Genomic DNA, 25662 nt, shown 5'->3' with positions numbered 1-25662 from the left:
CTGCCGTTCGGCACGGCTGCCCATCGCCCTCAGGCGAGGGCGACGACGAAGCGCAGGAAGCACAGCCCGAGCGCAGCGGCAACCACAGCGAGTCCGGCGATCGACGGCCGACGCAATCGGTCGGCGTACAGCGCGATCAGCACCGGGGCCGTCACGACGTGGAACGACAGCAGCTCCCGCGGGAACACGTAGTCGAGCGCGGCGAGCACGATCGGACCGCTGACCGCGAGCGTCCAGATCGCCAGCGAGAGCCCGTACGTCGTCCGCTCACCCAGCCGCACGGCCGTCGTCCGTACGCCGGCTGCCCGGTCCGCGGGAAGGTCGATGAGCGTGGTCGGCAGGTACAGCGCGGCGGCGACCACGAACGCGAGAACGCCCATGGCCCATGGGAATTGGGACATCGGCCGCTCGAGCTGCCAGCCGCCGAGGATCCCCACCGGACCGATGACGAGAGCGTTGACCAGAACGTCGCAGCCCGCCCTGGCCTTGAGCCGCAGAGGCGGCACGCTGTACGCCCATCCGAGGGCCACGACGACGAGCGTCCCGAAGGCGAAGGTCACCCCGGCGGCCAGCCACGCGACGACGACGGCCAGTAACCCCGCCTCCAGACTGCGGAAGACCAACGACTCGGTCGTCATCCGCGAGCGCACCGCCATCGAGTGCGCCTTGCGAGGGTTGAGGCGGTCGGTGTCGACGTCGTACGCATCGTTGACGGCGAAGACACTGGCCCACACCAGGGGCCCGACGGTCAGCATCACGAGACCGAGGCGCAGCCAGTCGCCCGGTGACGGCCAGGCGTGGGTCGCGAGGAACGAGCCGAACGCCACCGGCGCCATCGACATCGGCCAGAACCACGGGCGTACCAGGGCACTGAGATCACGCGAGACGGACAGCAGCGACGGGCGGGTCGTGCTCGTGGGCGGGCGTACGAGGGTGGTCACGAGGACCAGCCAAGGCGAGCGGCCGGCGTACGACGTCCCCCGCCCGCGGGAGCGACACCCCTCGATCGGAGGACCCGTCGACGCGAGTGGAGGACCCGTTGATGCGAATGCGGAACATTCGGCCCGACCCGGAGTAACGTCGAGAGACGTGAGGACCACGGTTGAAATTGATATCCCGGATGCTCTGGTCGAACGCGCGCAAGCTGTCGGGCGCCAGCATCACGTCACTCTGAACGAGCTGGTTGCCGAAGGCCTCCGCAAGGAGGTCTACCGCGTGGCCGCGCTCCGCACCCAGCCCCGTCTGCCGGTCCGCTCGATGAGCGGCGCCGAGCTGACGGCCAGCCCGCCGACCAGCTGACCCGCGACGTCCCTCTCCCGAGGGACGTGAACCCCTCGCAGCGGTGATCCGCAGCGGGGCCTCCGCCGCGACTCTGAATCCATGATGCCTGCGACGGACGCTGCCAGCGTGCTCTGCGACGATGCAGACATGCTGACCGGTCATGCAGTCGTCGACCGTCGGCAGGTGTCGCGATTCCTGCTGCCCCTGGTCTTCCTGCTGATCGGGTCGGCGCTGGCGCTGTCCTTCGCGTCCATCGATCTCACGGTGCTCGCGATGATGCGCGACTCCCACCAGCCAGCCGCGCTGACCTGGCCTGTCGTGCTCGTGGTGACCTGTCTGCCACCAACCATGATCGGCCTGATCCCGGCCGTCCGGCAGGTGGAGGCGACCGCGGTCGCCACGCTGCTCGGCACCGACTTCGGTGGCAGCATCCCCGGGCCCGCGCGCACGTGGGACCAGCGCTGGCGCAGCGTGACGTGGTTCTGGATGCACCTGATCGCCGGTGCCGCGGTCGGCGCGATTGTCGTGATGACGACGATCTTCGGGGTCTCGCTGTTGGCCGGCCCCTTCCTCCTCGACCAGGGTCAGCACATCCTGGACATCGGGTGGGCCGAGATCCGGGGCGGCCTGCAGGACGGCATCTATCCGCTCGCCTCGCTGGGCGTCGGGGCGGCGGCCGTCATCGCCCTCCTCGTCATCATCCTGGTGCTGCAGTCCCTGGCGCCGCCGATGCTCGGGCCCAACATCAACGAGCGCATCGCCGAGCTCGACGGCCAGACCACCCACCTGCTGGAGCGCACCCGCCTCGCGCGCGAGCTGCACGACAGCGTCGGGCACGCGCTCTCGGTCGTCGTGCTCCAGTCCGCTGCCGCGCGCCGCCGACTGGCCACCGATCCGGCCTCTGCCGAGACCTCACTGGCCGCGGTCGAGGACGTGGCCCGCAACGCGCTCGGCGAGCTGGACGAGGTGCTCGGCCTGCTGCGCGACGAAGACCGCCCGGCTTCGCGCCGCCCACTGCACGACCTGTCGAGTCTCGACGGGCTGCTGGGGGCCGTTCGCGGCACCGGGCAGCCCGTCCAGAGCGAGGTCGACACGGAGGCGCTGGCCGGCGTACCCGCTGTCGTCTCGCGTGAGGCCTACCGGATCGTGCAGGAGGGGCTCACCAACGCCATGCGCCACGCGCCGGGCGAGCCGGCCACCGTCCGCATCCGACGCGACCGCGGCAGACTCCACATCGACGTGACCAACCCGCTCGCCGACGACGCCCGCAGCACGTGGAGGCGAGGTCGGGGCGGCGGACGAGGACTCGACGGCATGCGCGAACGCTGCCGGATCATCGGCGGATCGGTGACATCGTCGCAGCAGCACAACACCTGGGTGCTGCGCGCCGAGCTCCCCCTGCCAGCACCCACCAAGGAGACCCCGTGACCGAATCCCCTTCTGTACGAGTGCTGCTCGTCGACGACGAGGAACTGGTCCGCGCTGGACTGCGAGCGCTCGTCGACGGCGACCAGGGCATCCAGGTCGTAGGTGAGGCCAGCGACGGCGCCGAGGCCATCTCCAAGACCAAGGCGCTGAGCCCGGACGTCGTCTGCATGGACGTACGGATGCCCAACGTCGATGGCATCCAGGCCACCCGCGTCATCACCGAGCGCCATCCCGGGGTCAAGGTGCTCGTGCTCACGACGTTCGAGAACGACGACTACGTCCACGAGGCGTTGCAGGCGGGCGCGCAGGGTTTCCTGCTCAAGCGGTCGGCGCCGGACACCGTCGTCAACGCGATTCTCACTGTCCACCAAGGGGATTCGCTGCTCTACCCCGACGCCGTACGCCGACTGGTCGCCTCAGCGACGCCCGCCTCAGCTGCGCGGCCGGGGCTGCCCACGCTGAGTGAGCGCGAGGGTGACGTGCTGCGGCTGCTGGCCCGAGGTTTCTCCAACGCCGAGATCGGCGCGGAGCTCTTCGTCACCGTCGAGACGGTCAAGACCCACGTCACGAGCATCCTCGGCAAGCTGGGCGTGCGCGACCGGGTGCAGGCCGTGATCCGCGCGTACGAAAGTGGTTTCGTCCCCCTCGACTGACGGCTATCGCCGGTCGAGTAGGCGAGCGCCCCAGCGCGAGCCGTATCGAGACCCGGTGACCACGCGCAGCGGGTCTCGATACGCCTCCGCTGGCGCTCCGGCTACTCGACCAGCGGAGCGGCAGGCATTCGGTGCTGCTCGAAAGCCTGCCGAAGTGCTGGTGTTCGTGGCCAGTTCTGTACCCGCTCCATGCACTTCGCGATGGCGGCCACTGCATAGCCTGCCGAATATGTCGAGGAACTACGTCCTGACCATGGCCGCCGCGGCTGCCCTGTTCGCAGGTGGCGCGACCGCGAGCGCCGCGCCTGTCGAAGCCGCTGAGCCGCGGGTCGCCGCCACCACGGCGGACTGTCAATATCCGGCCGACGTGCTGGACCTGACCAACTGGTACGAGGGCTTGCCGATCGGTGAGGACGAGGACCCGAAAGATGTCATGCAGCCCGAGCTGGCGACGTACGGCATCGATCCGTGGTTCACCGCGACCGATGACTGCACCGGCGTCCAGTTCCGAGCCGCGGTCAACGGGGTGACGACGAGTGGGTCGAGCTATCCGCGGTCCGAGCTGCGCGAGATGGACGGCTCGGACAAGGCGAGCTGGTCCTCGACCGAGGGCACGCACACGATGGTGATCAACGAGGCGATCACGCACGTGCCCGAGGGGCGGCCGAATGTCGTGGCCGGGCAGATCCACGACGCGGACGACGACGTCTCCGTGTTTCGGCTCGAGGGCACGAAGCTCTACATCACGAGCCCGGACGACTCCCACCACAAGCTCGTGACCAGCGACTACCAGCTCGGCACGAAGTTCGAGGCCAAGTTCGTGGTCTCCGGCGGCGAGATCAAGGCGTACTACAACGGCCAGCTGCAGACCACGCAGACCCAGGACTTCGACGGCGCCTACTTCAAGGCCGGCGCGTACACCCAGGCCAACTGCGAGAACGCCGACCCGTGCGCGGACGACAACTACGGCGAGGTGAAGATCTACGGCCTCACGGTGAGTCACTCCTGAACGCTTGCCTATAGCCTCACGCCGTGGACGAGCAACAGATCGAGCGATCGCGCGACTTCGAGCGTTTCATCACCTTCATCGACGCGATCGTGGCGATCGCCATCACGCTGCTGGTGCTGCCGCTCGTCGATATCGCAGGCGAGCTCAATGGCGGGTCCGTCACTGACCTGGTGTCCGACCACAGCAACGAGATCTGGGGATTCCTGCTCAGCTTCTTGGTCATTGCGCGGCTGTGGCTCTCGCAGCACGCGGTCATCCGCACGGTCATCGCGGAGAACGCGGCCCTCACCCGCCTGCTGCTGGGCTGGACGCTGACCATTGTGGTGCTGCCGTTCCCGACAGCGTTGCTCGCCGAACCGGGCGCCGGCGATCAGGCGGCGACCAAGATCTTCTACATCGGCACGATGGCGGTCAGCTCGGCCTTGCTTGCGGCGATCTGTGTCGTGGTCGGACGTGACCGCTCGGCCCGGGACAGTGACGACAAGCCGGACCCGACGCCTCTGATCCAGACCACCGTCGCCTTTGTCCTCGCCTTGGCGATCAGTCTGACTTTCCCGGCGACGAGCTACTACCCGCTGATGCTCCTGATGGCGACCGACTTCCCGTTCCGGCGCTTGTTCAGCCGGGCGAAGGCCCACTAACCCGCGTGGCTGGCTACGGTCAGCCAGTGCTAGCGTGAAGGTGCCGAAGCAACGCCTGTACGGGTGGGGAAAGTGAGGCGCGCTTCCGGGTCGAGAGTGCAAGCCGCGTCGCTACCCCGGATCCGGAAGCGACGCGGCTTGCACTCTCGGCACAGCAGGAGCCCCGCATGGAACACGTCATCGACACCGAGTTCGTGAAGCTGGACGACCGCTTCCACCTGCTGGACGGCGACTACGTCGTCCAGCGCATCCACACCGGCTCGCTCAAGAGCGAAGGCCCGGTCTACTTCCCCGCCGGCCGCTACCTCGTCTGGAGCGACATCCCGGCGTCCCGCCTGATGCGTTGGGACGAGACCACCGGAGCGGTCGGGGTGTTTCGTGATGACTCCGGCTACTCCAACGGCAACACCATCGACCGTCAGGGCCGCCTGATCTCCTGCGAGCAGGGCAACCGCCGGGTCACCCGCACCGAGCTCGACGGGTCGGTCACCGTGCTCGCCGACTCCTACAACGGCAAGCGTCTCAACTCCCCCAACGATGTGGTCGTCCGCGCCGACGGGTCGATCTGGTTCACCGACCCGCCGTACGGCATCGCCTGCGACTACGAGGGCAACGCCGGCGAGCAGGAGCAGGACGGTCAGTACGTCTTCCGCCTGGACCCGTCGGGCGAGCTCACCGTCGTGGCGGACGACTTCTGCCGGCCCAACGGGCTGGCGTTCTCGCCGGACGAGTCGCAGCTCTACATCGCTGACACTCGCCAAGAGCCTTCGCACATCAGGGTTTTCGACGTTCTGGACGACGGCTCGCTCAAGGGCGGCGACATCCATGCGACCTGCACAGCGGGCCGGTTCGACGGGTTGCGCGTCGACACGACGGGCCGCATCTGGGCCGCCGCGTGGGACGGGGTGCACTGCTTCGCGCCGGACGGCGACCTGATCGGCAAGCTGATGCTGCCCGAGTCCGTGTCGAACCTCGCGTTCGGTGGTCCAAAGCGCAACCAGCTGTTCATCACCGCAGGCCGTTCGGTCTACACCCTGCGCGTGACCTTCAACGGCGCCCTCTACCCGCCCGCCACCTGACCGCCCGCGGACCCGTCCGCCGGAACTGAGTACCGGTGGTTCGACTCGGTTTGAACTGAGTCAAACCACCGGTACTCAGTTCTGACCCCGCGGGGCGGGCGGCCGGCGCGGGGAGACTCAGCATCTGACGTACGCCGATCTCCACGCTCGGCGGACGCCTGCGCCGGGCCGTCCCGGGACTCTGAGTGGCATGAGCACTCAGAGATTCAGTCGCCGTTCGCGCAGGACGCTTCTCGTGCTGCACCTGCTGTCCGTCGCCACGTGGATCGGGGTCGACGTCATGGTCGCCGTCTTCGTCGGCGTGAGCCTGACCAGCGATGACCCGTCGACGGTCGGGCTGTGCTTCCAGGCCCTCGCCTATGTCGTGTGGCCGATGCTGACCGCCGCGCTGGCCACCCTTGTCACCGGTGTGCTGCTGGGCTGGGGCTCGGCTTACGGGGTCGTCAAGCACAAGTGGGTCCTCACCAAGCTCGTCATCAACCTGGTCCTGTCGACGCTGATCCTGATCGCACTGATGCCGGGCCTCGACGAGCTCGCCCAGCGCGGTGCGGATCTGGTCGCCGGCCGCACCCAGGACATGTCCGCAGGCGACCTGGTCTACCCGCCGATCGTGTCGCTGACGTCGCTGTCCTTCGCGGTCGTGCTCTCGGTCTTCAAGCCGTGGGGCCGGACCCGCTGGGGCCGACCGGCAGCAGCTCGCACTGCTCGGTCGACCACCGCAGCCTCCCGCTGACCAGCCCTAGCGGGTCGGCACTGGTTGGACCGGGTGCAACTGCTCTGACTGCTCGATCACGTTGTCCTCCAAGCGAATTCGTGGGAGCGACCGGTCCAACCAGCCGGGGAGCCACCAGGCCTTGTCACCCAGCAGGTGCATCACGGCCGGCACGATCAGGCAGCGCACCAGGACCGCGTCGAGGAGCACGGCCGACGCGAGGCCCAGACCCATCTGCCCCAGCATCCGGTCGGGACTGAGCATGAACGCCCCGAAGACCACGACCATGATCGCGGCCGCCGCGGTGATGACGGCGCCCGTCGAAGCGAGGCCCTCGCGTACGGCATGATGCGCGTCGCCCGAGCGCCGCCACTCCTCGTGCATCCGCGAGACGAGGAACACCTCGTAGTCCATGGACAGCCCGAACACGACCGAGAAGCAGATCACCGGTAGGAACGCCTCGATCGGCCCGCTCGGCACGCCCAGGTGACCGTCGCCGTACACCCAGGTCATGATCCCGAAGGCCGCTCCGATCGAGAGCACGTTGAGCACCGCCGCCTTGAGCGGGATCAGCACGGACCGGAACACCGCCATCAGCAGCACGGACGACAGCCCGACCACGAGCACGATGAACCACGGCAGCCGCCCCTTCACCGCATCGGCGAAGTCGATGGCGCCCGCGGTCGACCCACCGACGGAGTACGTGCCGCCCGAGTTCGCGGAGATCTTCGGCAGGGCTGTGTCCCGCAGTCGATGCACGAGGTCGACGGTGGCGTCAGAGGCCGGGCCGCCCTCGGGGATGACGATCAGCGCGGACGGCCGGCCGGGCTCACCCATTGGCCCGTTGACGCCGGCGACTCCCTCGACGCTGCGCAACGCCTGGGCCGCTGCGCCCGCCTGCTGCGGCGTGCCCTCGGCGAGGACGTACAGCGGACCGTTGACACCTGGCCCGAACCCGTCAGCGAGCATGTCGTACGCCTTCCGCGACGTCGCGCTCGACGCGTCCGTCCCGGCGTCGGAGAACCCGAGCCGCATCCCGAGAGCGGGCACGGCGAGGACGAGCATCAGCGGCACCGCAACGAGCAAGGCCAGCCACGGACGACGTCGTACGCCGTCGGAGACTCGCCGCCAAGCGTCGCCTTGGACCTTGGTCCGCTTGGCGGCCCGCTTGCGGACGTGCTTCTCGATCCGCTTGCTGAACAGCGTGAGCAGCCCTGGCAGCAGCGTCATCGACGCGACCATCGTCAGCAGCACCGTCATCGCCACACTGAGCGCGAGACCCTGCATCGAGCCGAGCCCCAGCACGACGAGGCCGACCAGGGCGATGATCACGGTGACGCCGGCGAACAGCACGGATCGCCCGGCGGTCCTGAGCGCGATGGCCGTGGCCTGCTCACGCGTACGCCCGGCCAGCAGCTCGCTGCGGAACCGGGTGAAGATCAGCAGTGCGTAGTCGATGCCGACGCCGAGACCGACCAGCATCATCATCGGCGGCGCGTAGGACGGCACGGCCGCCAGATGCGAGACGAGCGCGACCGCGCCCACGGCAGACCCGACCGCGAACAGTGCCGTCAGCATCGGGAGGAGCGCGGCCAGCAGCGAGCCGAACAAGATCACCAGGATCACCAGCGCGGCCATCATGCCGATGCCTTCGGCGGCGCCGCCTTCCTGCGACGCGTTGCGCACCGCGTCGCCTCCGAGCGCGATCTGCAGGCTGCCGGTCTGATGCTTCTCGGCGGTGTCGATGATGTCGCGCACCTGTGCCGGGTCGGTCTCCTCCGGGATCGTCTTGAGGGTCACCGTCGCGAAGCCCGTTCGGCCGTCCTTGGACAGGGAGCCCGCCTGGGCCGACGGCGGCGACACCGCGTTGACCGCATCGTTGGCGCGGAGGTCAGCGATCGTCGTACGCACCGCGGGGTCCGCGGCCACGTTGCCGCCGTTGGCCTTGAAGACGACCTGCACCTCATCGAGCGCGTCCCGGGTGCCGGCGAGCGCGTCGCTCACGTGCTGGCTCTCGGTGCCGGGCAGCTCGGTGCTGTCGTGGTGGCTCGAGCCGACCGCGAAGGACGCGCCGGTGACGGCGATCAAGACGAAGAGCCAGGCCGCGAGCGCGTGCCACGGCCGGCGGGTGGCCCAACGGGCGGGGCTTTGCATGATTCCTCCTGGGACGACTTCATAAGTAGACAGCCAACAGGTAAGCACGTGACCTGTTGTTTGTCTACTTATTGCTGTCTATGCTGGGTGGATGAAGTCGGAGGCACTGCGAGGACATCTGGACGCCCTGATCCTGGCGAGCGTCGAGGACGGGCCGCGCCACGGTTACGCGATCACCGAGTTCCTGTCCGAGCGCAGCGACGGCAGTCTGGACATCGCGACCGGCACGCTCTACCCCGCGCTACACCGACTCGAGAAGGCCGGCTGGCTCGCCAGCGACTGGTCGACCGTGTCGGGCCGCAAGCGACGGACGTACGAGCTCACGCGCGGCGGTCGAAAGGCCTTGGCGCAGCAGCGTGCTGACTGGAATCAGCTGGCCGACGTCGTACAGGCCGTGCTGCGACCCGGGGTTGCCTAACGCCTGACAGACCCCGCGCGAAGGGGCATGCTCACTCCATGGGTGAGGTACTGCGACTGAGCGACCACGAGTCCGTCGAGATCGTGTCTGCGGACGAGGCCTGCCTCACGGTCGAGGCGGTCTACGAGCCAGGCGGGAGCAAGCCGCCCGCGCACTACCACCCGCAGCAGGCCGAGCACTTCACGGTCGCCGAGGGCACGCTGCGCGTCGAGCGCGACGGCGAGACCACCGACTTCCACGCCGGCGACACGCTGACGGTCGAGGCCGGCCAGGTGCACCGGATGTGGAACGGCGGCGACGTGACGACGCGGGTGCGTTGGGAGACCACGCCGGCGCTGGACACGGACGAGTGGTTCCGCGGTATCGACCGCTTGCACACCGCGGCGGCGGCCAAGGGCAGCGGCCGGCCGGACCCGCTCACCTTTGCGGCGTACGCCGTGAATCACCGAAACACGTTCCGGCTGGTGCTGGGCGGGCCTCGTCAGGCGGGCGACCTGGTGGTGCTGGCGCTGGGGAACATCGGCCGGCTGCTCGGCCGCTGACGACTGCCCAGCCCAGCCGCGCTGGCGGCTCAGCGGGTGGTGACCGGCACGCGGCCGGTGACCTGGCGCCACGAGCGCGCGGCGAGCCAGACGGCCAATCCCATTGGCATGGCTAGGGTTCCGACGCCGATAACGAGGTCGACGACCGTGCCACTGCCCATCGGGATCCACGCGAGCGCCAGGATCGTGGAGGACAGCGCGACCAGGACGGCAGCGGCCGACACCGAGGTCACCATCCACGTGCGTACGCCGAGCAACCGCACCCCGAAGCTGCACAGCACCATGCTGGCCACCGACAGGACGAAGCCGACCGTGCCGATCAGGTCCGCGAGAGCATCCAACGAAGCCGGGCTGCTGGCCGACGCGTCGTGGCGCAGGGACCAGATCGCGGGCTGCACGGCAATGATGATGACGACGAGCACGGCCGTACGCCGAGCGGTCGCCAACGCGACGACGCTGCGGTAGCCCGGGGCGAGCTCGTCGACCGCTCCGAAGTCGGCGATCGCGCGATCCTCGGCCGTACGCCGGTCGTAGCCCTTGCGCTCCCAGGACTCCGCCGCGTCGAGCAGGTGGTCGCGCGCCTCGTCCACGATGACCGCGCGACGACTACCGACCGCGCCAGCGAGCATGTCGACGTAGCGATCGATCGGGGTCATGCCTCCAGGATGCCTGCCGGATCGCGCCGTGGCGACCCGAGGCGCAGCCAGCCGCGCACGCTGAGCCCGACCACCAGGGTCATGGGGACGCAGACAAAACCTCCGACCAGCGCGAGGTCACCGATCGTGGTCGTGCCGGTGAGCGCCATCGCGACACCCAGCACCATCACCAGCGCGGAACCCGCGGCCAGAACGGCTGCGGTCGACCGGATCATCCAGGTCCTGATGCCCCACCACCGCAGCCCGATCGTGAGCGTCAGGACGGCGAGCGCTCCCCCGACCAGCAGGCCCATCCCGATCGTCTCGACCACGTGCTTCAACGCGCCGATGCTGGTGTCTCTCGGGAGCGGCTCCTGCCGTCGTAGGTCCCAGACGAACGGTTGAATCATGAGTGTTACCAGCAGAACCCACGTCGATCGACGGACGATGTCGAAGGCGACGACGCTGCGATAACCGGGTGCGAGCTGTTCGACGTCACCGAACTCCGCAATGGCTCGTTGCTCGGCCGTACGCCGGTCGTAGCCCTTGCGCTCCCACGACTCGGTCGCGTCGAGCAAGTGGTCGTGGGCCTCGGTGACGATGATGGGAGGGCCACCGCGCGGCGTACGACGTCCGCTCACCGCGCGCGTGAAGTCACGGACGTACACGTCAACAGGGCCCATGCGACCAGGATGCCGCGCGCGCTCCGAGGCCGCCACCGCGATTCGCGATGTTCAGGGTGCACTCAGGGTCACCCCGGACGGCCTTGCTCAGGCGGCGTCGCCACTGTCGCGCACGTGTGGCATCCACGCGCAGCTCTACCTGCCCGCCGATCCCAGAAGTGCGCGTGGGTCGTCAGGTCCGGCAGCACGTCGAGGCCGCGGACTGACGTCGGCCACCTCGGCCGTGAGCGCCTCGACGAACGCCCCGATCACCGGGTCATCCATGGCCGTACGCCTGTGGGCCACGTAGACGCCTCGCCGCGGCGGATCGAGCAGACGCCGGGTCGCGATGTCGGATCGCAGACCGGACAGCAGCAGTCCGGGAACGACGGCGACGCCGTGCCCGGACGCGACCAGGGCGAGCTTGCTGAGCAAGCCGCGGACGTCGTACTCGATCCGTGGCGAGAAGCCCGCACGTGCGGCGGCCTGCACCAGGACGGTCGCCGAGCCGGCGTTGTCCTCGACCCACGACTCGTCCGCCAGGGACTCCAGCCGCACCCTGCGCGGCGAGCTGCTCGCGAGCCGGTGGTGCAGGCCCACGGCCAGGTGCATCTCGTCGTCCATCAGGTGTCGCAGCTCGATGCCGGGCGCATCGGGGAGTCCGGGCGGGAAGTCGGTCACCACGGCAAGGTCGAGCTCCTCGGACTCCACCCTTGCCAGCAGTACCGATGTCAGGTCACCGCTCACGGATACCCCGACATCGGGCTGCACCTCCGCGAACCGGGTCATCGTGCGCGGGACCAGCGAGGCCGTCGCGGACGGCACTCCGCCCACGGCCAGCCGACACCGAGGGCGCACGCCTGCGGTGCGTACGGACTCCTCGGCTCGGTCGACCTCGCGCACGATGATCCTGGCGTGGGTCAGCAACGCCTCACCGTGCACGGTCGGTCGTACGCCACGGGGCCGGCGGTCCAGCAGCGCGTGACCGAGCCGTTGCTCCAGACCGGCGACCTGACGGGAGACGGCCGACTGCGAGTAGCCCAACGCAACGGCCGCGGCCGAGATCGAACCGAGGCGGCAGACCTCGACGAACGTCCGCAGCGCAACGAGGTCCATGTCTCCACGATATGCGCCGGACGCATGTCAGGCATCGGTGACGTGCGCTTGTGGGATGCCGCCGACTCGCCCAGGCTGGTGACCATGAGTGACCACATCACCCGCATCCATGCTCCTGAGGGCGTCGTCGAGGCACCGGGCTACAGCAACGTTGTCTCCGGGACTGGCCGTATGGTCTTCGTCGCCGGGCAGATCGCCCGGGACGAGTCCGGAAACCTTGTTGGGCCAGGCGATTTCGCGGCCCAGGCCGAGCAGGTCTTCACCAACATCGGGCGCTGCCTCACCGCGGCGGGCGCCTCCTTCGACGATGTCGTCAAGGTGACGTACTTCCTCACCGACATCCGCAACATCCCGCTGCTGCGGGACGCGTTGTGGAGCCGGATCAAGCCCGAGAACCGGTGGGCAAGCTCTGCCGTGCAGGTGTCGGCGCTCTTCGAGCCGGGCTTCCTGCTCGAAGTCGAGGCGATGGCCCTGGTGTCCGAGTGACGACTGTCGCGGTCCTCGGGCTCGGCCGAATGGGCGTCGCCATGGCTGGCACCCTGCGGGCCGCCGGGCACAGCGTGACCGGCTGGTCAGACCTCGATCCTTGACCCGATGATGACCGTGCGATCGCGAGGCAGGCCGAAGTAGTCGGCAGCATCCGCAGTGATGTGTGACGTGGCGAGGAAGACGCCCTTGCGCCACGAGGCCATGGTCGGCTCATCGCCCTTGGCGAGCTCGATCTTGGACAAGAAGTACGAGGCGCCGTCCAGCTGCAGGGCACCCTCGGTCTGGTCGGGCGTGAGACGGCGGAGGTCGTCGACCACTCGCGGCGTCTCCATGTAGCCGTACCGGAGCATGACGTGCACGATGCCGTCGCGAGCCTGGCCCAGGCTGTCCACGACGGCGCGTTCCGTCTCTGGGACGCGCGGTGAAGGCAACGTCTCGACGGACACGACCACGGCATGCTCGTGCAGGACACCGTTGTGCTCGACATTGGCGCGCATCGCCAGCGGCGCGGTCTCCTTGCCACGGTTGAGGAAGATCGCGCTGCCCGGGGTCCGGACCAATGGCGGTTGGCGGTCTCGCAGGGACTCAACGAACTCGGGCAGCGACCCTTCCGCGCGCTCGCGTGCGGCAGTCACCACCTCCCGGCCACGTTGCCACGTGATCATCACGGTGAAGGCGGTCAGCGCGATGAGGAGCGGCAGCCATGCACCGTGTACCAGCTTGGTGAGGTTGGCGGCCAGGAACAGCAGATCGACGAGGAGCAGGATCGCGAGCCCGGACGCCAGGAGCCAGCGCGGGACATGCCATCGCGTGCGGGCGACGTAGAAGAAGAGCAGGGTGGTGATCGTGATGGTGCCCGTGACGGCCATCCCAAATGCGAAAGCCAGCGCCGCGGACGTACGGAACGCGAAGACCAGCGTGATGACCGACACCATGAGCACCCAGTTCACCCACGGCACGTAGATCTGGCCGATGTGCGACTCCGAGGTGTGCGTGATGCGCAGCCGCGGCAGGTAGCCGAGCTGGATCGCCTGAGACGCGACCGAGAAGGCGCCCGTGATGACCGCTTGTGCCGCAATCACCGTCGCGGCCGTCGCGATCAGCACGATCGGCAGGCGCGCCCAGTCGGGTGCGAGCAGGAAGAACGGCGCGCTGCTCGTGGCCGGGTCGTGCAGGATCAGGGCGCCTTGGCCGAGGTAGCTCAACGTGCAGGCCGGTAGCACGAGTCCGAGCCAGCCACACGTGATGACGCGTCGCCCGAAGTGGCCCATGTCGGCGTACAGCGCCTCAGCTCCGGTCACTGACAGCACGACCGCGGCGAGCGCGAAGAAGGCGATGCCGAAGTGGCCCGTCATGAATTGCAGCGCGTACGTCGGCGACAGGGCCTTGAGGATCGACGGGTGCTCAGCGATCCCCTTCACACCGCAGGCGCCGATCGCGGCGAACCACAGGATCATCACGGGGCCGAAAGCCCGACCGACCGCTGCCGTCCCGAAGCGCTGGACCGTAAAGAGCGACACGATGATGACGACGGTGATCGGGATGATCCAGTCCCCCATGCCGGGTTGCACGACCTTGAGTCCTTCGACGGCCGACAGCACTGAGATCGCCGGCGTGATCATGCTGTCGCCGAAGAACAGAGCCGCACCGAAGATGCCCAGACCCGCGAGAACCGTTGTGCGCCGGGCAGATCCGCTGGTCCCCCATCGGCGCAGTAGTGTGATCAGCGCCATGATGCCGCCCTCGCCGTCGTTGTCGGCGCGCATCACGAGGGTGATGTAGGTGATCGTCACGATGAGCATGACGGACCAGAAGATCAGCGAGACGATGCCGAAGACGTTGTCCGGGGAGATCGGCACTGGATGAGGGTCGTCGGGGTTGAAGACGGTCTGAATCGTGTAGATCGGGCTGGTGCCGATGTCGCCGAACACGACGCCAAGCGCTGCGATCACGACGCCGGCCCGGATCACGTCATGGCCGGCAGGTCTGACGGACGCGATGTCCCGCGTAGTCACGTGCTCTCCTCATCGATGCGGTCCTGGACAGCGTGACATCGACCTGCCTCGACGACGAAGCCTGACGCATCAAGAACGCATCAAAACTCTCGTGGGGGTTCGATGCGCTTGAGGTTGGTCCACCCGGTCCAGCCTCGCGCCTCCATCAGCTGGAGCATCCGGCGTGCGACGGGGACCGAGTCCAGGAACACGCCATCAAGCAGCACCGCGAGATCGTCCGGGAGAGGGTCGTCGTCCCATGCGTCGGTCGGGATGCTCTCCATCTGCGCGATGAGCTGATCGACGACGTTGGGCAGTCGAGGATCGTCCTCGGTCCAGTAGATGACGTCGGCGAGCTCGCGGTAGAGCGCCACCACACTCGGGTCCTGCAGCTGCTGCTCCTTCATCTGCATGAACAGCGCCATCCGCTCGGGCAGCTGCGCCGCGACCAGGATCCAGGCGTCTCGCTCGGCGTCGACCATCTCCTCCGGCACTCCGAGTCCTCGAAGCCGGCCGACGTACGCAACTGCCTCCGGTGGCAGCGCGAGGCTGTCTCCGGCCGCGAGCTGGGCGACCCGCTTGCGGTGCCGCTGCAGCTCGTGGATCTCCGTTCGCAGGCGGCGGTCGATCTCCTCGACCGCCGCCGCGAACTCCTGGTCTCCCGCTGCCAACAGCTCGTGCACCCGCGAGAGGGGTACGCCGGCGTCGGCGAGCGTACGGATCTTGATCAGCTCCACCACGGCCGCGGCGTCGTACCGCCGATAGCCAGAGTGGTCCCGGTCGGGCTCGGGGAGCAGCCCCTTGGCGTGATAGTGCCGTACGGCTCGCACCGTCACACCCGCGTACGCCGCGAGCTGGCTGATCGTCAGCATGGACCTATTGTGCGAGCTTGCTGGCGACGGTGCTGTTGAGGGACTGCCGCCACTTGTCCATGTAGGACGACGTGCCCTTCAGGCGCTCGTCGCAGAACGCGCTGACGTCGTCCCCGGTCACCTCCAGGACGCGCTTGCCCTCAGCTGCACTGGCCTCGAAGAGCGCGAGCACGTCCCGGAGGACGTCGACGATGTCCATGCCGTCACCGGCGGTGAAGCGCCACATGTACGACTTCATCTCGCCGTACACGATCCGGTAGTCGCGAGGAAGAGCGTTCGCTCGCGCCTCCATCGCCTTCCAGTCCTTTTTGTCACCAATGATTTTCGTGAGGAAGTTGTTCATGTCTGTCTCCTTGTATGAGGTGGTGTGGGTCAGGCGATCTTGCGGCGGTAGGTGCTCATGGCGAGCGCGTACGCGACGACCAGCAGGCCGACGCACCACGCGAGCGCGATCCAGACGTCGTTGCCGACGGGCTGCTCGGCGTACAGGTTGCGGATGGTGTTCACGATCGAGGTGACCGGTTGGTTCTCGGCGAACCAGCGCACCGGGCCCGGCATGCCGGACGTCGGAACGAAGGCCGAGCTGACGAACGGCAGGAAGATCAGGGGGTAGGAGAACCCGCTCACTCCGTCGACGGACTTCGCGGTCAAGCCCGGGATCACGGCCAGCCAGGTCAGCGCCAGCGTGAAGAGGACGAGAATCCCAGTGACGCCCAACCACGCGAAAACGCTTGCACTGGAACGGAATCCGATCGCGATGCCGACAAGAACCACAAGCGCGAGCGAGATCAGGTTGGCGACGACTGATGTCAGGACGTGTCCCCACAGCACCGCCGAGCGGGCGATCGGCATCGACTGGAAGCGTTCGAAGATGCCGTTCGACATGTCGGTGAAGAGCCGGAAGGCGGTGTACGCGATACCCGAGGCCACGGTGATCAGAAGGATTCCGGGCAACAGGTAGTTGACGTACTTGCCGTGGCCGGTGTGGATCGACCCGCCGAGAACGTAGACGAACAGCAGCAGCATGGCGATCGGGGTGATGGCCGTGGTGATGATCGTGTCGGGGCTGCGCAGGATGTGGCGCAGCGAGCGCTTCAGCAGTGCAGTCGTGTCATGGACGAATGAGGCAGTCATCGCGGGTCCTTCGTGGGCTGGCGGTCGTGGCCGATGATGGAGAGGAAGATGTCTTCGAGGGAGGCCTGCTTCTCGACGTACTCGACCTTCGGCGCGGGGAGCAGCTGCTTGAGCTCGGCGAGCGTGCCGTTCGCGATGATCCGTCCCTCGTGCAGGATCGCGATGCGGTCGGCGAGCTCTTCGGCCTCGTCGAGGTACTGCGTGGTCAGCAGCACCGTGGTACCGCGGTCGGCCAGCTCCTGAACGGTCTTCCAGACCTCGATCCGTGACTGCGGGTCGAGGCCGGTGGTCGGCTCGTCGAGGAAGAGGACAGGCGGGTTGCCGATGAGGCTCATCGCGATGTCCAGGCGTCGGCGCATACCGCCGGAATAGGTTGCTGCCCTTCGGTTTCCGGCCTCCGTGAGGTCGAACCGGTTGAGCAGCTCCTCCGCGATCTCCCGTCTGTTCTTGAGACGCCGCAGCTCGGCGACGAGCTCGAGGTTCTCGCGGCCGGTCAGGATCTCGTCGACGGCTGCGAACTGGCCTGTGAGACTGATGGATTCGCGGACGTTGCCCGGCTGCTCGGCTACGTCGAAACCGTTGATGGTGATGCTCCCGGCATCTGCCTTGAGGAGCGTGGACATGATCTTCACGGCGGTCGTCTTGCCCGCACCGTTGGAACCGAGAAGGGCGAAGATGGTGCCCGGTGCGACGTCGAATTCGACGCCGCGCAGCACGTGCAGGTCCTTGTAGGACTTCTCCAGGCCGTGCACCTCTATGGCCGGCCGGGTGGCTGTTTCAGTGGTCATGAGAGGAGCGTGCAAGGTTGACGCTGGGTCAAGGTCAAGCCCGATTCTCAGATGGGGCACTCTCGTTGGTTGAGCCGGGCGAGCCTCCAGGTACGCCAAGCTCAGCGAGCTGCTGGCCGCGATGCCGGCCTTTGAGATGGACCGCCGCTGCCCCGGTGCGGCAAGAAGGCACAGCTGTACGTCCGCAACCGGCGCTGACCACAGGAGCAGACCCCACAGGCCCAGCCGGTTGACGACTGGCAGTGGCCGCGGGTGAAGCCGGGCGCGGTTGTCCGTCAGGAACGCCAGCCGCTCACGCCAGCCCCACCTGCACTGCCAGATCAGCCGTGACGCTGCCAGACGCGAGGTGGCGTGATCAATCGGCGGTCGTGGTCTGGGAAGCTGGACATGAGCGTGCGCCAGGCGGCCTTGGCGTCCGGGCTCCATCCGTCGGGCGGGACGCCGGTCCAGTTCAGGACGGCGAAGAGGGCGTCGGCGTCCACGGCGACGACCAGGCCGGTCATGATGCGGCCCGTTCCGGGCCGGACTCGTTGTCGCGCTGACGTCGTCGGCGGCGGATGAGGCCGGCCAGGTCGTGCTCGGACAGTCCTCCCCAGATGCCGTACTGCTGGCCAGTGCGGATGGCGTACTCGCGGCAGGTCAGGAGCACTGAGCGGCCGGAGCAGAGCAGTGCGGCGTGTGCACGGTGCTTGTCCTGGTGGCCGTGCCATTGCGGAAACCAATGCGCGGCCAGCCACGCAGTGGCCGTCTGGATCGGCCTGCGGGCGCTCATGCGAGACCCCTTGGCGCTCGGCGGGCCGGTATGGGCTGGATCGCGCGAGAAGGGTTGGTATCTACCATTATTCGCCCTCCCGAGTTGGGTGGTCGGTCTTCGTGAGGTGGCCGGTTCCGGCGTGCTCGAGCAGGACGCGGATGCGTCGGGCGGCGAGCTGCCCGGTCGTGATCGGGTCGAGTCCGGCGCGGGCACGCACGGTGTTTGCCTCGGTGGCCAGGACGGCACCGATCGGGCCGTAGTCGGGTGCTGGCCGGTGCGCGCCGGGGTTCTGCACCAGCTGTTCGAGGTGTCGCCAGGTCACGGTGAGGATCGCGTCCCGGGCGACCGAGTGGCGCACGTGGTCGATGACGTGCGGGTCGTCTGCGGCGGCGCGGATGTCGCCGCGGTGCGCGATCAGGAGGGCGAGCATGGGTGGTTCTTCCAGCCAGGTCGCGTGCGGTCGGTACTCGGCCAGGATCGAGGTAGCCAGTGCGTGTCGTTGTTCGTTCGCCGGTTCATCGGACCCGGGTACGCCGAGGGTGAGCAGGTCCGCCGGTGACCACCCTGCGACCTTCTTGAGCGTGCTCACAAAGGGGTCCCGTCGTGGCGGGGGAGTGGACGGTCAGACGGGCGACGGGCTCGGGGGTCACGCATCGCCCGTCCGACCAGATCAGGGGCGACCGCTTGATCGCCAGGGTGGAGAGTCATCCGGTGGCCCCGGCCCATGCGGCACGGCGTAGCAGGGCTTTGATGCGGACAAGGAGCTCGGGGAGTCTGAACGGTTTGGTCACGTGATCGTCGGCGCCTGCGTCGAGGCCGACGACGGTGTCCATCCGGTCGGTGTGTGCGGACAGGATCAGTACGGGCATCCGGTGCCCGGCGCGACGGATCTGTCGGCAGATGTCCAGCCCGTCGGTATCGGGCAGCCGCAGGTCCAGGATGATCAGGTCCGGCCGGTCGTCCAACGACTCCAACGCCTCGGCACCGGTGCCGGCAACGGACACCTGGAGTCCTTCGCGGTGCAGGGCTCGTGCCAGCGGCTGCGCGACCGCCGGGTCATCGTCGACCAGCAGCACCCGCGGTACTGCTCCTACGTGTTCAACCATCTTTCCTGCCGCCCTTGAGAGTCGGCCCGGTGCGTTCATCCCACGCGCCGGGGCGTTCGTTCGTTGTTCGGTCACTCCTGCACGGGTCGCGATCACATCGCGACTCGATCCGGGGCCTGTGCAGACATCGACCGGGCGGTCCCGGACTCACCGCCGGAGGGCACGTGTGTGGGGCCGTGTCCGCGGGCTGGTCGGCAGATGAGGCAGTCGCGGTGGGTCATCTCGGCCAGTGCGAGGTAGGTGACTTTCAGCGGTCCGCCGTCGATCCAGACCGGGCCGAGGATCTGCCCTGTTGGAGAGCGCTTGATCTGGGCGACCAGGAACCACACCCGCGGTGCCCGGCCGGCTTCGGTGACCAGATGCGGTGCGACCACCGGTGCCCCGTTCATCAGGTGGTGCATCCGCGCCATCGCCTCCGCACCGATGCGGCGACACAACGACCGGCTGGCGACGCGCGAGAACTCGACAGGCACATCGGCAAGATGCAGCCCTGCATCGATGAGCTGATCCCGCAGCCTGGCTGGTGGCCGCGTCATCGCCGGCACCAGTAACGGCCGCCACGGATGGCCTTGGCCACCAGTGGGTCTGCCGATGACCGGGCGAGACTGATCGCGTGAATAGCGCTGGTGCGCAACCTGATCACACCTTGAAGGCCGCGAGGTACCTGGCCGCCGGCTGCTTGTCCTCATGGTCGGCGTGATGCCGTCCGCGCGGTCGGTCGGTGTCGCTGGCGGCTACGCGGACGACGTCGCCGAGTCGGCGTGTGGCGACCTGCCTGGTGGTCAGCCGGCGCAGCCCGGCGCGTGCGCGGACCTCGTTCACCGCCTCGGTCAGCCGAGCACCCAGCACGGCGGCAGCCCCGCGTCCCGCACCGGCCGGGTGCGCGGAGGTCCGTTCGAGGTCCTGCCACACCTGGACAAGGAAGCCGTCCATGCGCAGGTGCTCACGCAGATGTTCCACCATCGCGAGATCATCTGCGACGGCGACCATATCCCCGTGGTGCTTGACCAGCAGCCGCAGCATCGGCGGCTCGTCGAACTCCTCGGGATACAGCGCATACTCAGCCAGAATCGAGGCGGCTCGACGACAGCGTTCTTGATTTGCCTGGGCGGTCGAATCCTGAACGCCGAGTATCAGTAGGTCCGGTGCTGCCCAGTCCGCGACGTCCTCGAACGTGCAGCCTGAGTCGCTCGTGTAATCCACCTGGCTGTCCCTTCCGTAGGCGGGCAGCCGTGTCCAGGTGCTCCTGGAATACAGCTGCCCACAGGCCTGGTGAACAGCGTTGTGCCGGTGGTGACGGGACGGAATGATCAGCCGCTGCAGGGGTGCCGAACGAGTGTCGAACTTATTCGGTGGAGCTCTGCGCTCGGTATGGCGCGCCCCATCAGGAGATCGCCTGAGAATGAATGCGTCAGGGCCGTGCGTGAATGACAGCGTGCGTACCGTCGGTCCGCCAGCCGGGCGCACTCGACTCGAGACGGGCCAGGCGTTCGCTGTTTACTCCGACTGCGACATCGGATTTAAGTGTCCGCAGCGCAAGGAGCGGTGCCGGAAAGTAGCTCGTGAGGTCTGTGAAGGCCGTCGTCGGAGCCCAATGAGCGTCCCCGACCAGGCGGCGATAGTTCAAGTCGCCCTTGATGATGACGAGCCGGGCGCTCGCTAGCTCGGCGGTCAGGTCCCCGGGCAGGTCATGAAATGTCAGGGGGCTGCACCAGAAGCCGTGCGTTTGCACCCGGAGTTGACCGTCCCGGATATTCGCGGCTAGTCGCGTAGCGATGTCGTCGGCGGCCCCTCCGGCTGCGTGCATGCGACGTAGCACCATGAGCAGATCCTGAGTGGTCGCGTCCGAGACGTAGTAGGGGTACGGCTTCAGGTGAAGCGTGACCTCCGCTGCACGTCCGGTGACGAGCAGGCGATCGATCAGGACGAGATCCGCGACCAGCTCTCGGCCGGCGTTGTCAGCGATGAGGTGGACCTGCCCGGCGGGCCGTGAATCAAGGAGCGGCGGAACGAGCGATGAGTCGTCGGCCACCAGGTCTTCGACCTGTTGCCGTTCCTGTGCGGACGGGTCTGATATTCGAAAGCCAAGGTCTGCACGATTGCCCCAGAGCGCGGCGGACAATGCAGCACTCAAGCCCACCTCGCCAGGTGCCTCGACCAGACGGTCGAGCGCTCCAAGGTCACGCGAGAGCTCTGGTGTCTCGAGCTCCGCGTTCTTCTGAGGTGCGAACGGGTCGACTCCGGACCAGGGGCCGCTCTCGAAGTAGTCGGTCGCACACAGCAAAAGTCGGTAGAAATAGGACTCGGCCCATAAGAACGGGGCATCGACCCATCTCATACCGAGGTAGGGGGCTGACCAGTCTTGCCACTTCTGATGGTCGCATGCGCCGGGCTCGAGGGGCGGCACAGCTCGGTCAAGCGTTCGCAGCAGGCTGTCGAGTGCCTCCTGGGTCGCTGGTGGGTAGGGAAGCTGTCGGCGGACCGTCTCGATCAGCTGAGGGTGCCGTTTGGTCAGAACACCCCAGGGAAAGGATCCAGGCTCGTTCGACACGATGGGCTCAGCCTGGGGACTGCTGGTCACTCGTGAACTCCTTGCTCGTCGACGCCGAAACCCAACAGGGCGATGCCGTTCGCGCTGCCGACCACGACGCTGGCCGTCGTGGCGTCGAACGCGGCGCACTGGGCGCTCGCATCCACGCGAACGTCTGCCACACAACATGCGTCCGCCGGATCGTCAGAATCCAGCGACCAACGTCGTACCGCACCGTCGGCTGCAACGGACGTGAGCCACGAGCCGTCAACTGCGAATCCGAGCATCAGCACTCGACCTCGATGGCCACCGAGGACTATGTCGGCGTCCGCCTGACCGACCTGGTGGAGGTAGATGTCACCGTTGCCCGCGCCAACCGCCAGCCGGGATCCTTTCGGGTCGAACGCAACCGTGCGCGCCCATCCCGGTACCGACACGGCCTGGTGCGGCTCTCCAGTGCTGAGTGTCCAGGTGCGGACCACGCCGTCGCCACCGGCGGCGGCAACCAGGTCGGCATCGGCTGAGAGGGCCAGGGAGCGCACCCGGCCGGCGTTGGCGGCGTGGTCCCAGCGGAGATGTCCATCCGGGAGTGACCAGACGCGCACGTGCCCGTTGGTGTCACTGGCGGCCATCAACGTGCCGTCGCGAGTGATGGCGACGTCCCACGTGAGCTCGACGTCGATGTTGAGCTCGAGAGTCTGGGTGCTGCCTCGCCACACGCGCAGCCGGCCGTCGCCGCATGCAGCCGCGAGATAGGGGCCGGCTGCGGCGAGGGCCCAGACCCGGCCATGTCCAGCTGCGAGGCGGGAGTGCTCCTGCCCGGTGGTGGGGTTGTGCAGTCGTACGGTGCCGTCGGCACGGCCGAGCGCCACGGTCTGGCCGCGCTCGGCGAAGGCCGATGACCACACAGTGCTGCGGCCCGAGGCGAGAGTCTCAAGCGAGCCAGTCCCGTCGTGCTGCCAGAGTCTGAGTCCGCCGTCCTCGCAGCCAGCGACGATCCCACCGTTGGTCGTCGCGATCGTGCGAATCCAGTTGACTCCGGCCGGCATTCGGACCTGCGACGGGGGTGTGGTGTGCCGTGTGATGGTCGCGTTCTCGCCAGCCGTGACGATCTGCCCATGCCAAGTGGTGACGGCACGTAGCCGTTCGCCGTCGGCGTCGAGGATCGCGACAGGTTCCAGTCGTCTTGCATCGGTCTTCCAGGTGCGGGCTGTGCCGTCCGCCGATGCCGACACCAAGACGGACTGGCCAGGAATGAAGGCCACCGATCGGACCCAGCTGCGGTGCGAAGCCCTCTCATCGAGCAGGTCTCCGGTGTGCAGGTCCAGCAGGCGTACGTACTCGTCCTCGCCGCTGACGGCGACAAGTTCGTCGTCACTGCTGACCGACAGCGACCAGATGCCAACGCCGCGTGTTGTCGCCTGCCGCGCCAGTGTCGACGTCGTCAGGTCCCAGACGCGGATCAGTCCGTCCTCAGCACCTGAAGCCAGGTGGCTGCTGTGGTGGAGGAAGGTCAACGTTCGAATCCGCTTGTCGTGACCCGGCAAGACGCCCACGTGCGTTCCGTTGGTAGTCGACCACAATCGGATCGCGCTGTCCTCACCGGCTGAGGCGATGAGATTGCCGTCCGGTGAGATCGCGACCGCATGCACCCAACCCGTATGTCCGGGCAACGTCCTGATCAGACTCTTCGTCGAGAGGTCCCAGACGCGGACTACGCCGTCCTCGCCGCCCGAGACGAGCAGGTCCTCCCGCGCAGCGACTGACACCACGGTGCCCACATGACCCGGAAGCTCCCTGTCCTCCGGTGCTGTCGCCCAGGGCACCGAGACTCCGGTTCCGCGGAGGACGTCAAGAAATGTGCCATCGGGCTTCTTCCCGTTCCGCAACGTCGCGATGAGCAACGTGCTGGCCATATCCGGTTCGGACCGTTGGCCGTGCAGCAGGTAGCCCTGCGATGTCAGGAAGCGTGCTCGATCCAACACATCGTCGTCAGTGTCGCCGTCCACAGACATGAGGAGGTCGTGGTCCGCGCGCAACGCCTGTGCCCCACAGACGCTTGCCTTGGCCGTCACGTACTCCGGATCGGAGAGAAGCGTGGCCAACGCCTGATGCTCGTGCGCCTGGGAAAGGTGGAACGTCATGTTCGCCCACTCGTACGTCCGGTCTCGCGGCATCGCCGACCATCCGGAGGGCAGCTCGATCGCGGCCAGCAGTGATCGGTGCAGGTCCGGGAGCGATTCACCGACCTCGCCCAGCAGGTAGGCGCGGAAGACGTCGTGCAGAACGATGGCCTCGACGTCTGCACGGTAGGCGCTGATCAGCGACCGGTCGGCGAGCACCTTGCAGAACTGTCGGACGACGACCGATGACCAGCCGTAGGCGTGGCCCCACCATCGCGCCAGCACGTCCAAGGGGATGGGCATCGAAGGAGGAAAGGCGGCCAGGGATGCGTACCGCTCGCTCAAGCCCTCTGCGCCAGATAGACGTACACCGTCATCGAGGGCTCGCAGTGAGGTCGAGATGACGTGGCTGATCGCCGCTGTGCGCTGATCGGCGTCCCAGATATCGAAGGCTTGAGGGCCGTGCGCCTGTAGCGCATCGCGCGCGATACGGAGGGCGGTCCCGGCTGATGCTCCCGCGACGACATCGCTGCTCACGCTCGCGCCGACAAGATTTGCCAGCAGCGGCCACCCACCGCAGAGCTCGATCAACGGTCGCAACGCAGGTGCTGAGGCGGATGGGATTGTTCTCTGTAGGAGCTCGATGACCTCTGCCGACCCCATAGGACCGAGCCGCAGGATCCGTGCGGTGGTTGGTGTGACGCGCAGGTTGCGGGTGGTCACCAGGCGTACGCAGTTGGGTGCGCCCAACAGGAAGGGGGCCAGGTCTGCGCCGGACCACACGTTGTCCACGACCATCAGAAGCCGCCGGTCTCCGATGACGCGGGCGAGATGGAACCCCGCTTGCTCCGGGTCCGATAGCTGTGGCCGAGTGCCATCGAGATGGAAGCACAGGTCAGTGATCAGGTGCGTGAGCCGGGCGGCCGAGCACTCCTCGCCAGTCTCGACCCACAGGATCTCTGGGAACAGGTCCAGGACCTGATCGTCATGGACAGTCTGTGTGGCGAGCGTCGTCTTGCCGAACCCACCCGGCCCGGCGACCGTAATGACTTGTGCCCCAGAGGCATTCGAAGCCTCATCGAGCATCCTCACGAGCGTCTGTAGCTCGTCGTCCCGCGCGATCATGGATGGCTCCAGGTCGGGAACCATGGCCAGGCCGATGCTGGTGGGCGTGTCGGGTCGAGCGTCGGGCGTGAGGGAATCCCAGAACCGGTCACGCGCCGCGTCGTCGGCGCGGGTGTACGCCGTATCAAGGATCGCTTGAGAGTCCGGTCCGGGTGTGCGTGCACCATCACCGGATTCCCACTTGGAGACTGCCCGATCGCTGACACCCAGGTACTGCGCGAACGTGCGCACGCTCATCCGCAGTGCTTCGCGGAGCGCGCGCGACTCGCGACCGGTCCAGCGTTGGATCGTCTTCGACATAGTGCCCCCCTCCCTCGTAAGGGCGGTCCCCACCGGGTCCCGTGCGCAGGACTCCTTGCGCGGTCATGCGCGGCACCCGAAGAGTCTCATGCTGAGGCCCGGCGATGGCCGAAACAA

Annotated in this window: 29 protein-coding genes; 11 read left to right on the top strand and 18 right to left on the bottom strand. The window is 67.6% G+C overall.

Translation table 11 applies throughout. The features are described 5' to 3' along the window. Positions 1-29 precede the first annotated feature (29 nt). Positions 30-941 (bottom strand): UbiA family prenyltransferase, encoded by a 912-nt coding sequence (locus VV02_RS03510; RefSeq protein WP_052589876.1) that lies wholly within the window; start codon positions 939-941, stop codon positions 30-32. 148 nt (positions 942-1089) lie between these two features. Between VV02_RS03510 and VV02_RS03505 the strand changes: the two genes are divergently transcribed. The 7 genes from VV02_RS03505 (at position 1090) to VV02_RS03475 (ending at position 6824) form a co-directional block, all read left to right on the top strand. Further along, entirely contained in the window at positions 1090-1299 is a 210-nt protein-coding gene (locus VV02_RS03505; RefSeq protein ID WP_052589874.1) for a DUF2191 domain-containing protein, read from the top strand. A gap of 81 nt (positions 1300-1380) precedes the next feature. Beyond that, positions 1381-2709 carry a sensor histidine kinase gene (locus VV02_RS03500; protein ID WP_052589872.1) on the top strand — a complete coding sequence of 443 codons (1329 nt, stop codon included), beginning with the start codon at positions 1381-1383 and terminating at the stop codon, positions 2707-2709. After that, a complete protein-coding gene (locus VV02_RS03495) occupies positions 2706-3362 on the top strand; it encodes a response regulator transcription factor (protein ID WP_052589870.1) in 657 nt (218 codons plus the stop codon). The genes VV02_RS03500 and VV02_RS03495 overlap by 4 nt, the downstream gene beginning before the upstream one ends. A gap of 229 nt (positions 3363-3591) precedes the next feature. Beyond that, entirely contained in the window at positions 3592-4371 is a 780-nt protein-coding gene (locus VV02_RS03490; protein WP_052589869.1) for a polysaccharide lyase family 7 protein, read from the top strand. Between the two features lie 23 nt (positions 4372-4394). Continuing rightward, positions 4395-5012, top strand: coding sequence for a TMEM175 family protein (locus tag VV02_RS03485; protein ID WP_052589867.1), 618 nt, complete (start codon positions 4395-4397; stop codon positions 5010-5012). 167 nt (positions 5013-5179) lie between these two features. Further along, positions 5180-6091: an SMP-30/gluconolactonase/LRE family protein gene (locus VV02_RS03480; RefSeq protein ID WP_052589866.1), complete on the top strand. Its 912-nt coding sequence runs from the start codon at positions 5180-5182 to the stop codon at positions 6089-6091. A gap of 190 nt (positions 6092-6281) precedes the next feature. Beyond that, positions 6282-6824 (top strand): hypothetical protein, encoded by a 543-nt coding sequence (locus VV02_RS03475; protein WP_052589864.1) that lies wholly within the window; start codon positions 6282-6284, stop codon positions 6822-6824. Positions 6825-6830: 6 nt separating this feature from the next. On the opposite strand, the gene VV02_RS03470 is transcribed toward VV02_RS03475, so the two are convergent. Further along, complete coding sequence (locus VV02_RS03470; protein WP_052589863.1) at positions 6831-8957, bottom strand: MMPL family transporter; 2127 nt, start codon at positions 8955-8957, stop codon at positions 6831-6833. A 91-nt stretch (positions 8958-9048) separates the two neighbouring features. On the opposite strand from VV02_RS03470, the gene VV02_RS03465 reads away from it, so the two are divergent. Then, positions 9049-9375: a PadR family transcriptional regulator gene (locus VV02_RS03465; protein ID WP_052589861.1), complete on the top strand. Its 327-nt coding sequence runs from the start codon at positions 9049-9051 to the stop codon at positions 9373-9375. Between the two features lie 38 nt (positions 9376-9413). After that, positions 9414-9917, top strand: a complete 504-nt coding sequence (locus VV02_RS03460; protein ID WP_052589859.1) for a cupin domain-containing protein — start codon at positions 9414-9416, stop codon at positions 9915-9917. A gap of 29 nt (positions 9918-9946) precedes the next feature. Here VV02_RS03460 and VV02_RS26800 read toward each other — a convergent pair whose 3' ends face one another. The 3 genes from VV02_RS26800 to VV02_RS03445 all read right to left on the bottom strand — a co-directional run bounded on the left by VV02_RS26800 (position 9947) and on the right by VV02_RS03445 (position 12330). Next, a complete protein-coding gene (locus VV02_RS26800) occupies positions 9947-10573 on the bottom strand; it encodes a permease prefix domain 1-containing protein (protein WP_052589858.1) in 627 nt (208 codons plus the stop codon). Further along, positions 10570-11235, bottom strand: coding sequence for a permease prefix domain 1-containing protein (locus VV02_RS03450; protein WP_157063255.1), 666 nt, complete (start codon positions 11233-11235; stop codon positions 10570-10572). Before VV02_RS03450 ends, VV02_RS26800 begins: the two co-directional genes overlap by 4 nt. Positions 11236-11370: 135 nt before the next feature. Beyond that, positions 11371-12330: a LysR family transcriptional regulator gene (locus VV02_RS03445; protein WP_083449874.1), complete on the bottom strand. Its 960-nt coding sequence runs from the start codon at positions 12328-12330 to the stop codon at positions 11371-11373. 84 nt (positions 12331-12414) lie between these two features. Between VV02_RS03445 and VV02_RS03440 the strand changes: the two genes are divergently transcribed. After that, positions 12415-12816, top strand: coding sequence for a RidA family protein (locus VV02_RS03440; protein WP_052596487.1), 402 nt, complete (start codon positions 12415-12417; stop codon positions 12814-12816). Beyond that, entirely contained in the window at positions 12729-12920 is a 192-nt protein-coding gene (locus VV02_RS27385) for an NAD(P)-binding domain-containing protein (RefSeq protein WP_342667814.1), read from the top strand. Before VV02_RS03440 ends, VV02_RS27385 begins: the two co-directional genes overlap by 88 nt. Here the strand turns inward: VV02_RS27385 and VV02_RS03435 are convergent. From VV02_RS03435 to VV02_RS03375, 13 genes are all read right to left on the bottom strand, one after another. Next, on the bottom strand, positions 12903-14834 hold the full coding sequence (locus VV02_RS03435; RefSeq protein ID WP_052589854.1) for a potassium transporter Kup: 1932 nt from the start codon (positions 14832-14834) through the stop codon (positions 12903-12905). The two genes, VV02_RS27385 and VV02_RS03435, sit on opposite strands and share 18 nt — an antisense overlap. Before the next feature lie 80 nt (positions 14835-14914). Next, a complete protein-coding gene (locus VV02_RS03430; RefSeq protein ID WP_052589853.1) occupies positions 14915-15685 on the bottom strand; it encodes a MerR family transcriptional regulator in 771 nt (256 codons plus the stop codon). A gap of 4 nt (positions 15686-15689) precedes the next feature. After that, positions 15690-16028 (bottom strand): DUF1048 domain-containing protein, encoded by a 339-nt coding sequence (locus VV02_RS03425; protein WP_052589851.1) that lies wholly within the window; start codon positions 16026-16028, stop codon positions 15690-15692. Positions 16029-16057: 29 nt separating this feature from the next. After that, positions 16058-16819, bottom strand: coding sequence for an ABC transporter permease (locus VV02_RS03420; protein ID WP_052589850.1), 762 nt, complete (start codon positions 16817-16819; stop codon positions 16058-16060). After that, complete coding sequence (locus VV02_RS03415) at positions 16816-17607, bottom strand: ABC transporter ATP-binding protein (RefSeq protein ID WP_052589847.1); 792 nt, start codon at positions 17605-17607, stop codon at positions 16816-16818. Before VV02_RS03415 ends, VV02_RS03420 begins: the two co-directional genes overlap by 4 nt. A gap of 320 nt (positions 17608-17927) precedes the next feature. After that, entirely contained in the window at positions 17928-18110 is a 183-nt protein-coding gene (locus VV02_RS03410) for a hypothetical protein (RefSeq protein WP_052589845.1), read from the bottom strand. Next, a complete protein-coding gene (locus VV02_RS03405) occupies positions 18107-18379 on the bottom strand; it encodes a WhiB family transcriptional regulator (protein WP_052589844.1) in 273 nt (90 codons plus the stop codon). Before VV02_RS03405 ends, VV02_RS03410 begins: the two co-directional genes overlap by 4 nt. A gap of 67 nt (positions 18380-18446) precedes the next feature. Further along, positions 18447-18950 (bottom strand): hypothetical protein, encoded by a 504-nt coding sequence (locus tag VV02_RS03400; protein WP_052589843.1) that lies wholly within the window; start codon positions 18948-18950, stop codon positions 18447-18449. 115 nt (positions 18951-19065) lie between these two features. After that, a complete protein-coding gene (locus VV02_RS03395; RefSeq protein ID WP_083449873.1) occupies positions 19066-19467 on the bottom strand; it encodes a response regulator in 402 nt (133 codons plus the stop codon). A 92-nt stretch (positions 19468-19559) separates the two neighbouring features. Then, positions 19560-20003 carry a hypothetical protein gene (locus VV02_RS03390; RefSeq protein WP_052589840.1) on the bottom strand — a complete coding sequence of 148 codons (444 nt, stop codon included), beginning with the start codon at positions 20001-20003 and terminating at the stop codon, positions 19560-19562. A 103-nt stretch (positions 20004-20106) separates the two neighbouring features. After that, entirely contained in the window at positions 20107-20670 is a 564-nt protein-coding gene (locus VV02_RS03385) for a hypothetical protein (RefSeq protein ID WP_052589838.1), read from the bottom strand. A 208-nt stretch (positions 20671-20878) separates the two neighbouring features. Then, positions 20879-22048 (bottom strand): damage-control phosphatase ARMT1 family protein, encoded by a 1170-nt coding sequence (locus tag VV02_RS03380; protein ID WP_052589837.1) that lies wholly within the window; start codon positions 22046-22048, stop codon positions 20879-20881. Continuing rightward, a complete protein-coding gene (locus VV02_RS03375) occupies positions 22045-25545 on the bottom strand; it encodes an NB-ARC domain-containing protein (RefSeq protein WP_052589835.1) in 3501 nt (1166 codons plus the stop codon). Before VV02_RS03375 ends, VV02_RS03380 begins: the two co-directional genes overlap by 4 nt. Between the last annotated feature and the right edge of the window lie 117 nt (positions 25546-25662).

This window comes from Luteipulveratus mongoliensis, from assembly GCF_001190945.1.
Classification (GTDB): domain Bacteria; phylum Actinomycetota; class Actinomycetes; order Actinomycetales; family Dermatophilaceae; genus Luteipulveratus; species Luteipulveratus mongoliensis.
Note: the sequence above shows the minus strand (reverse complement) of the source record. Positions and strands in the feature narration are given on the sequence as shown.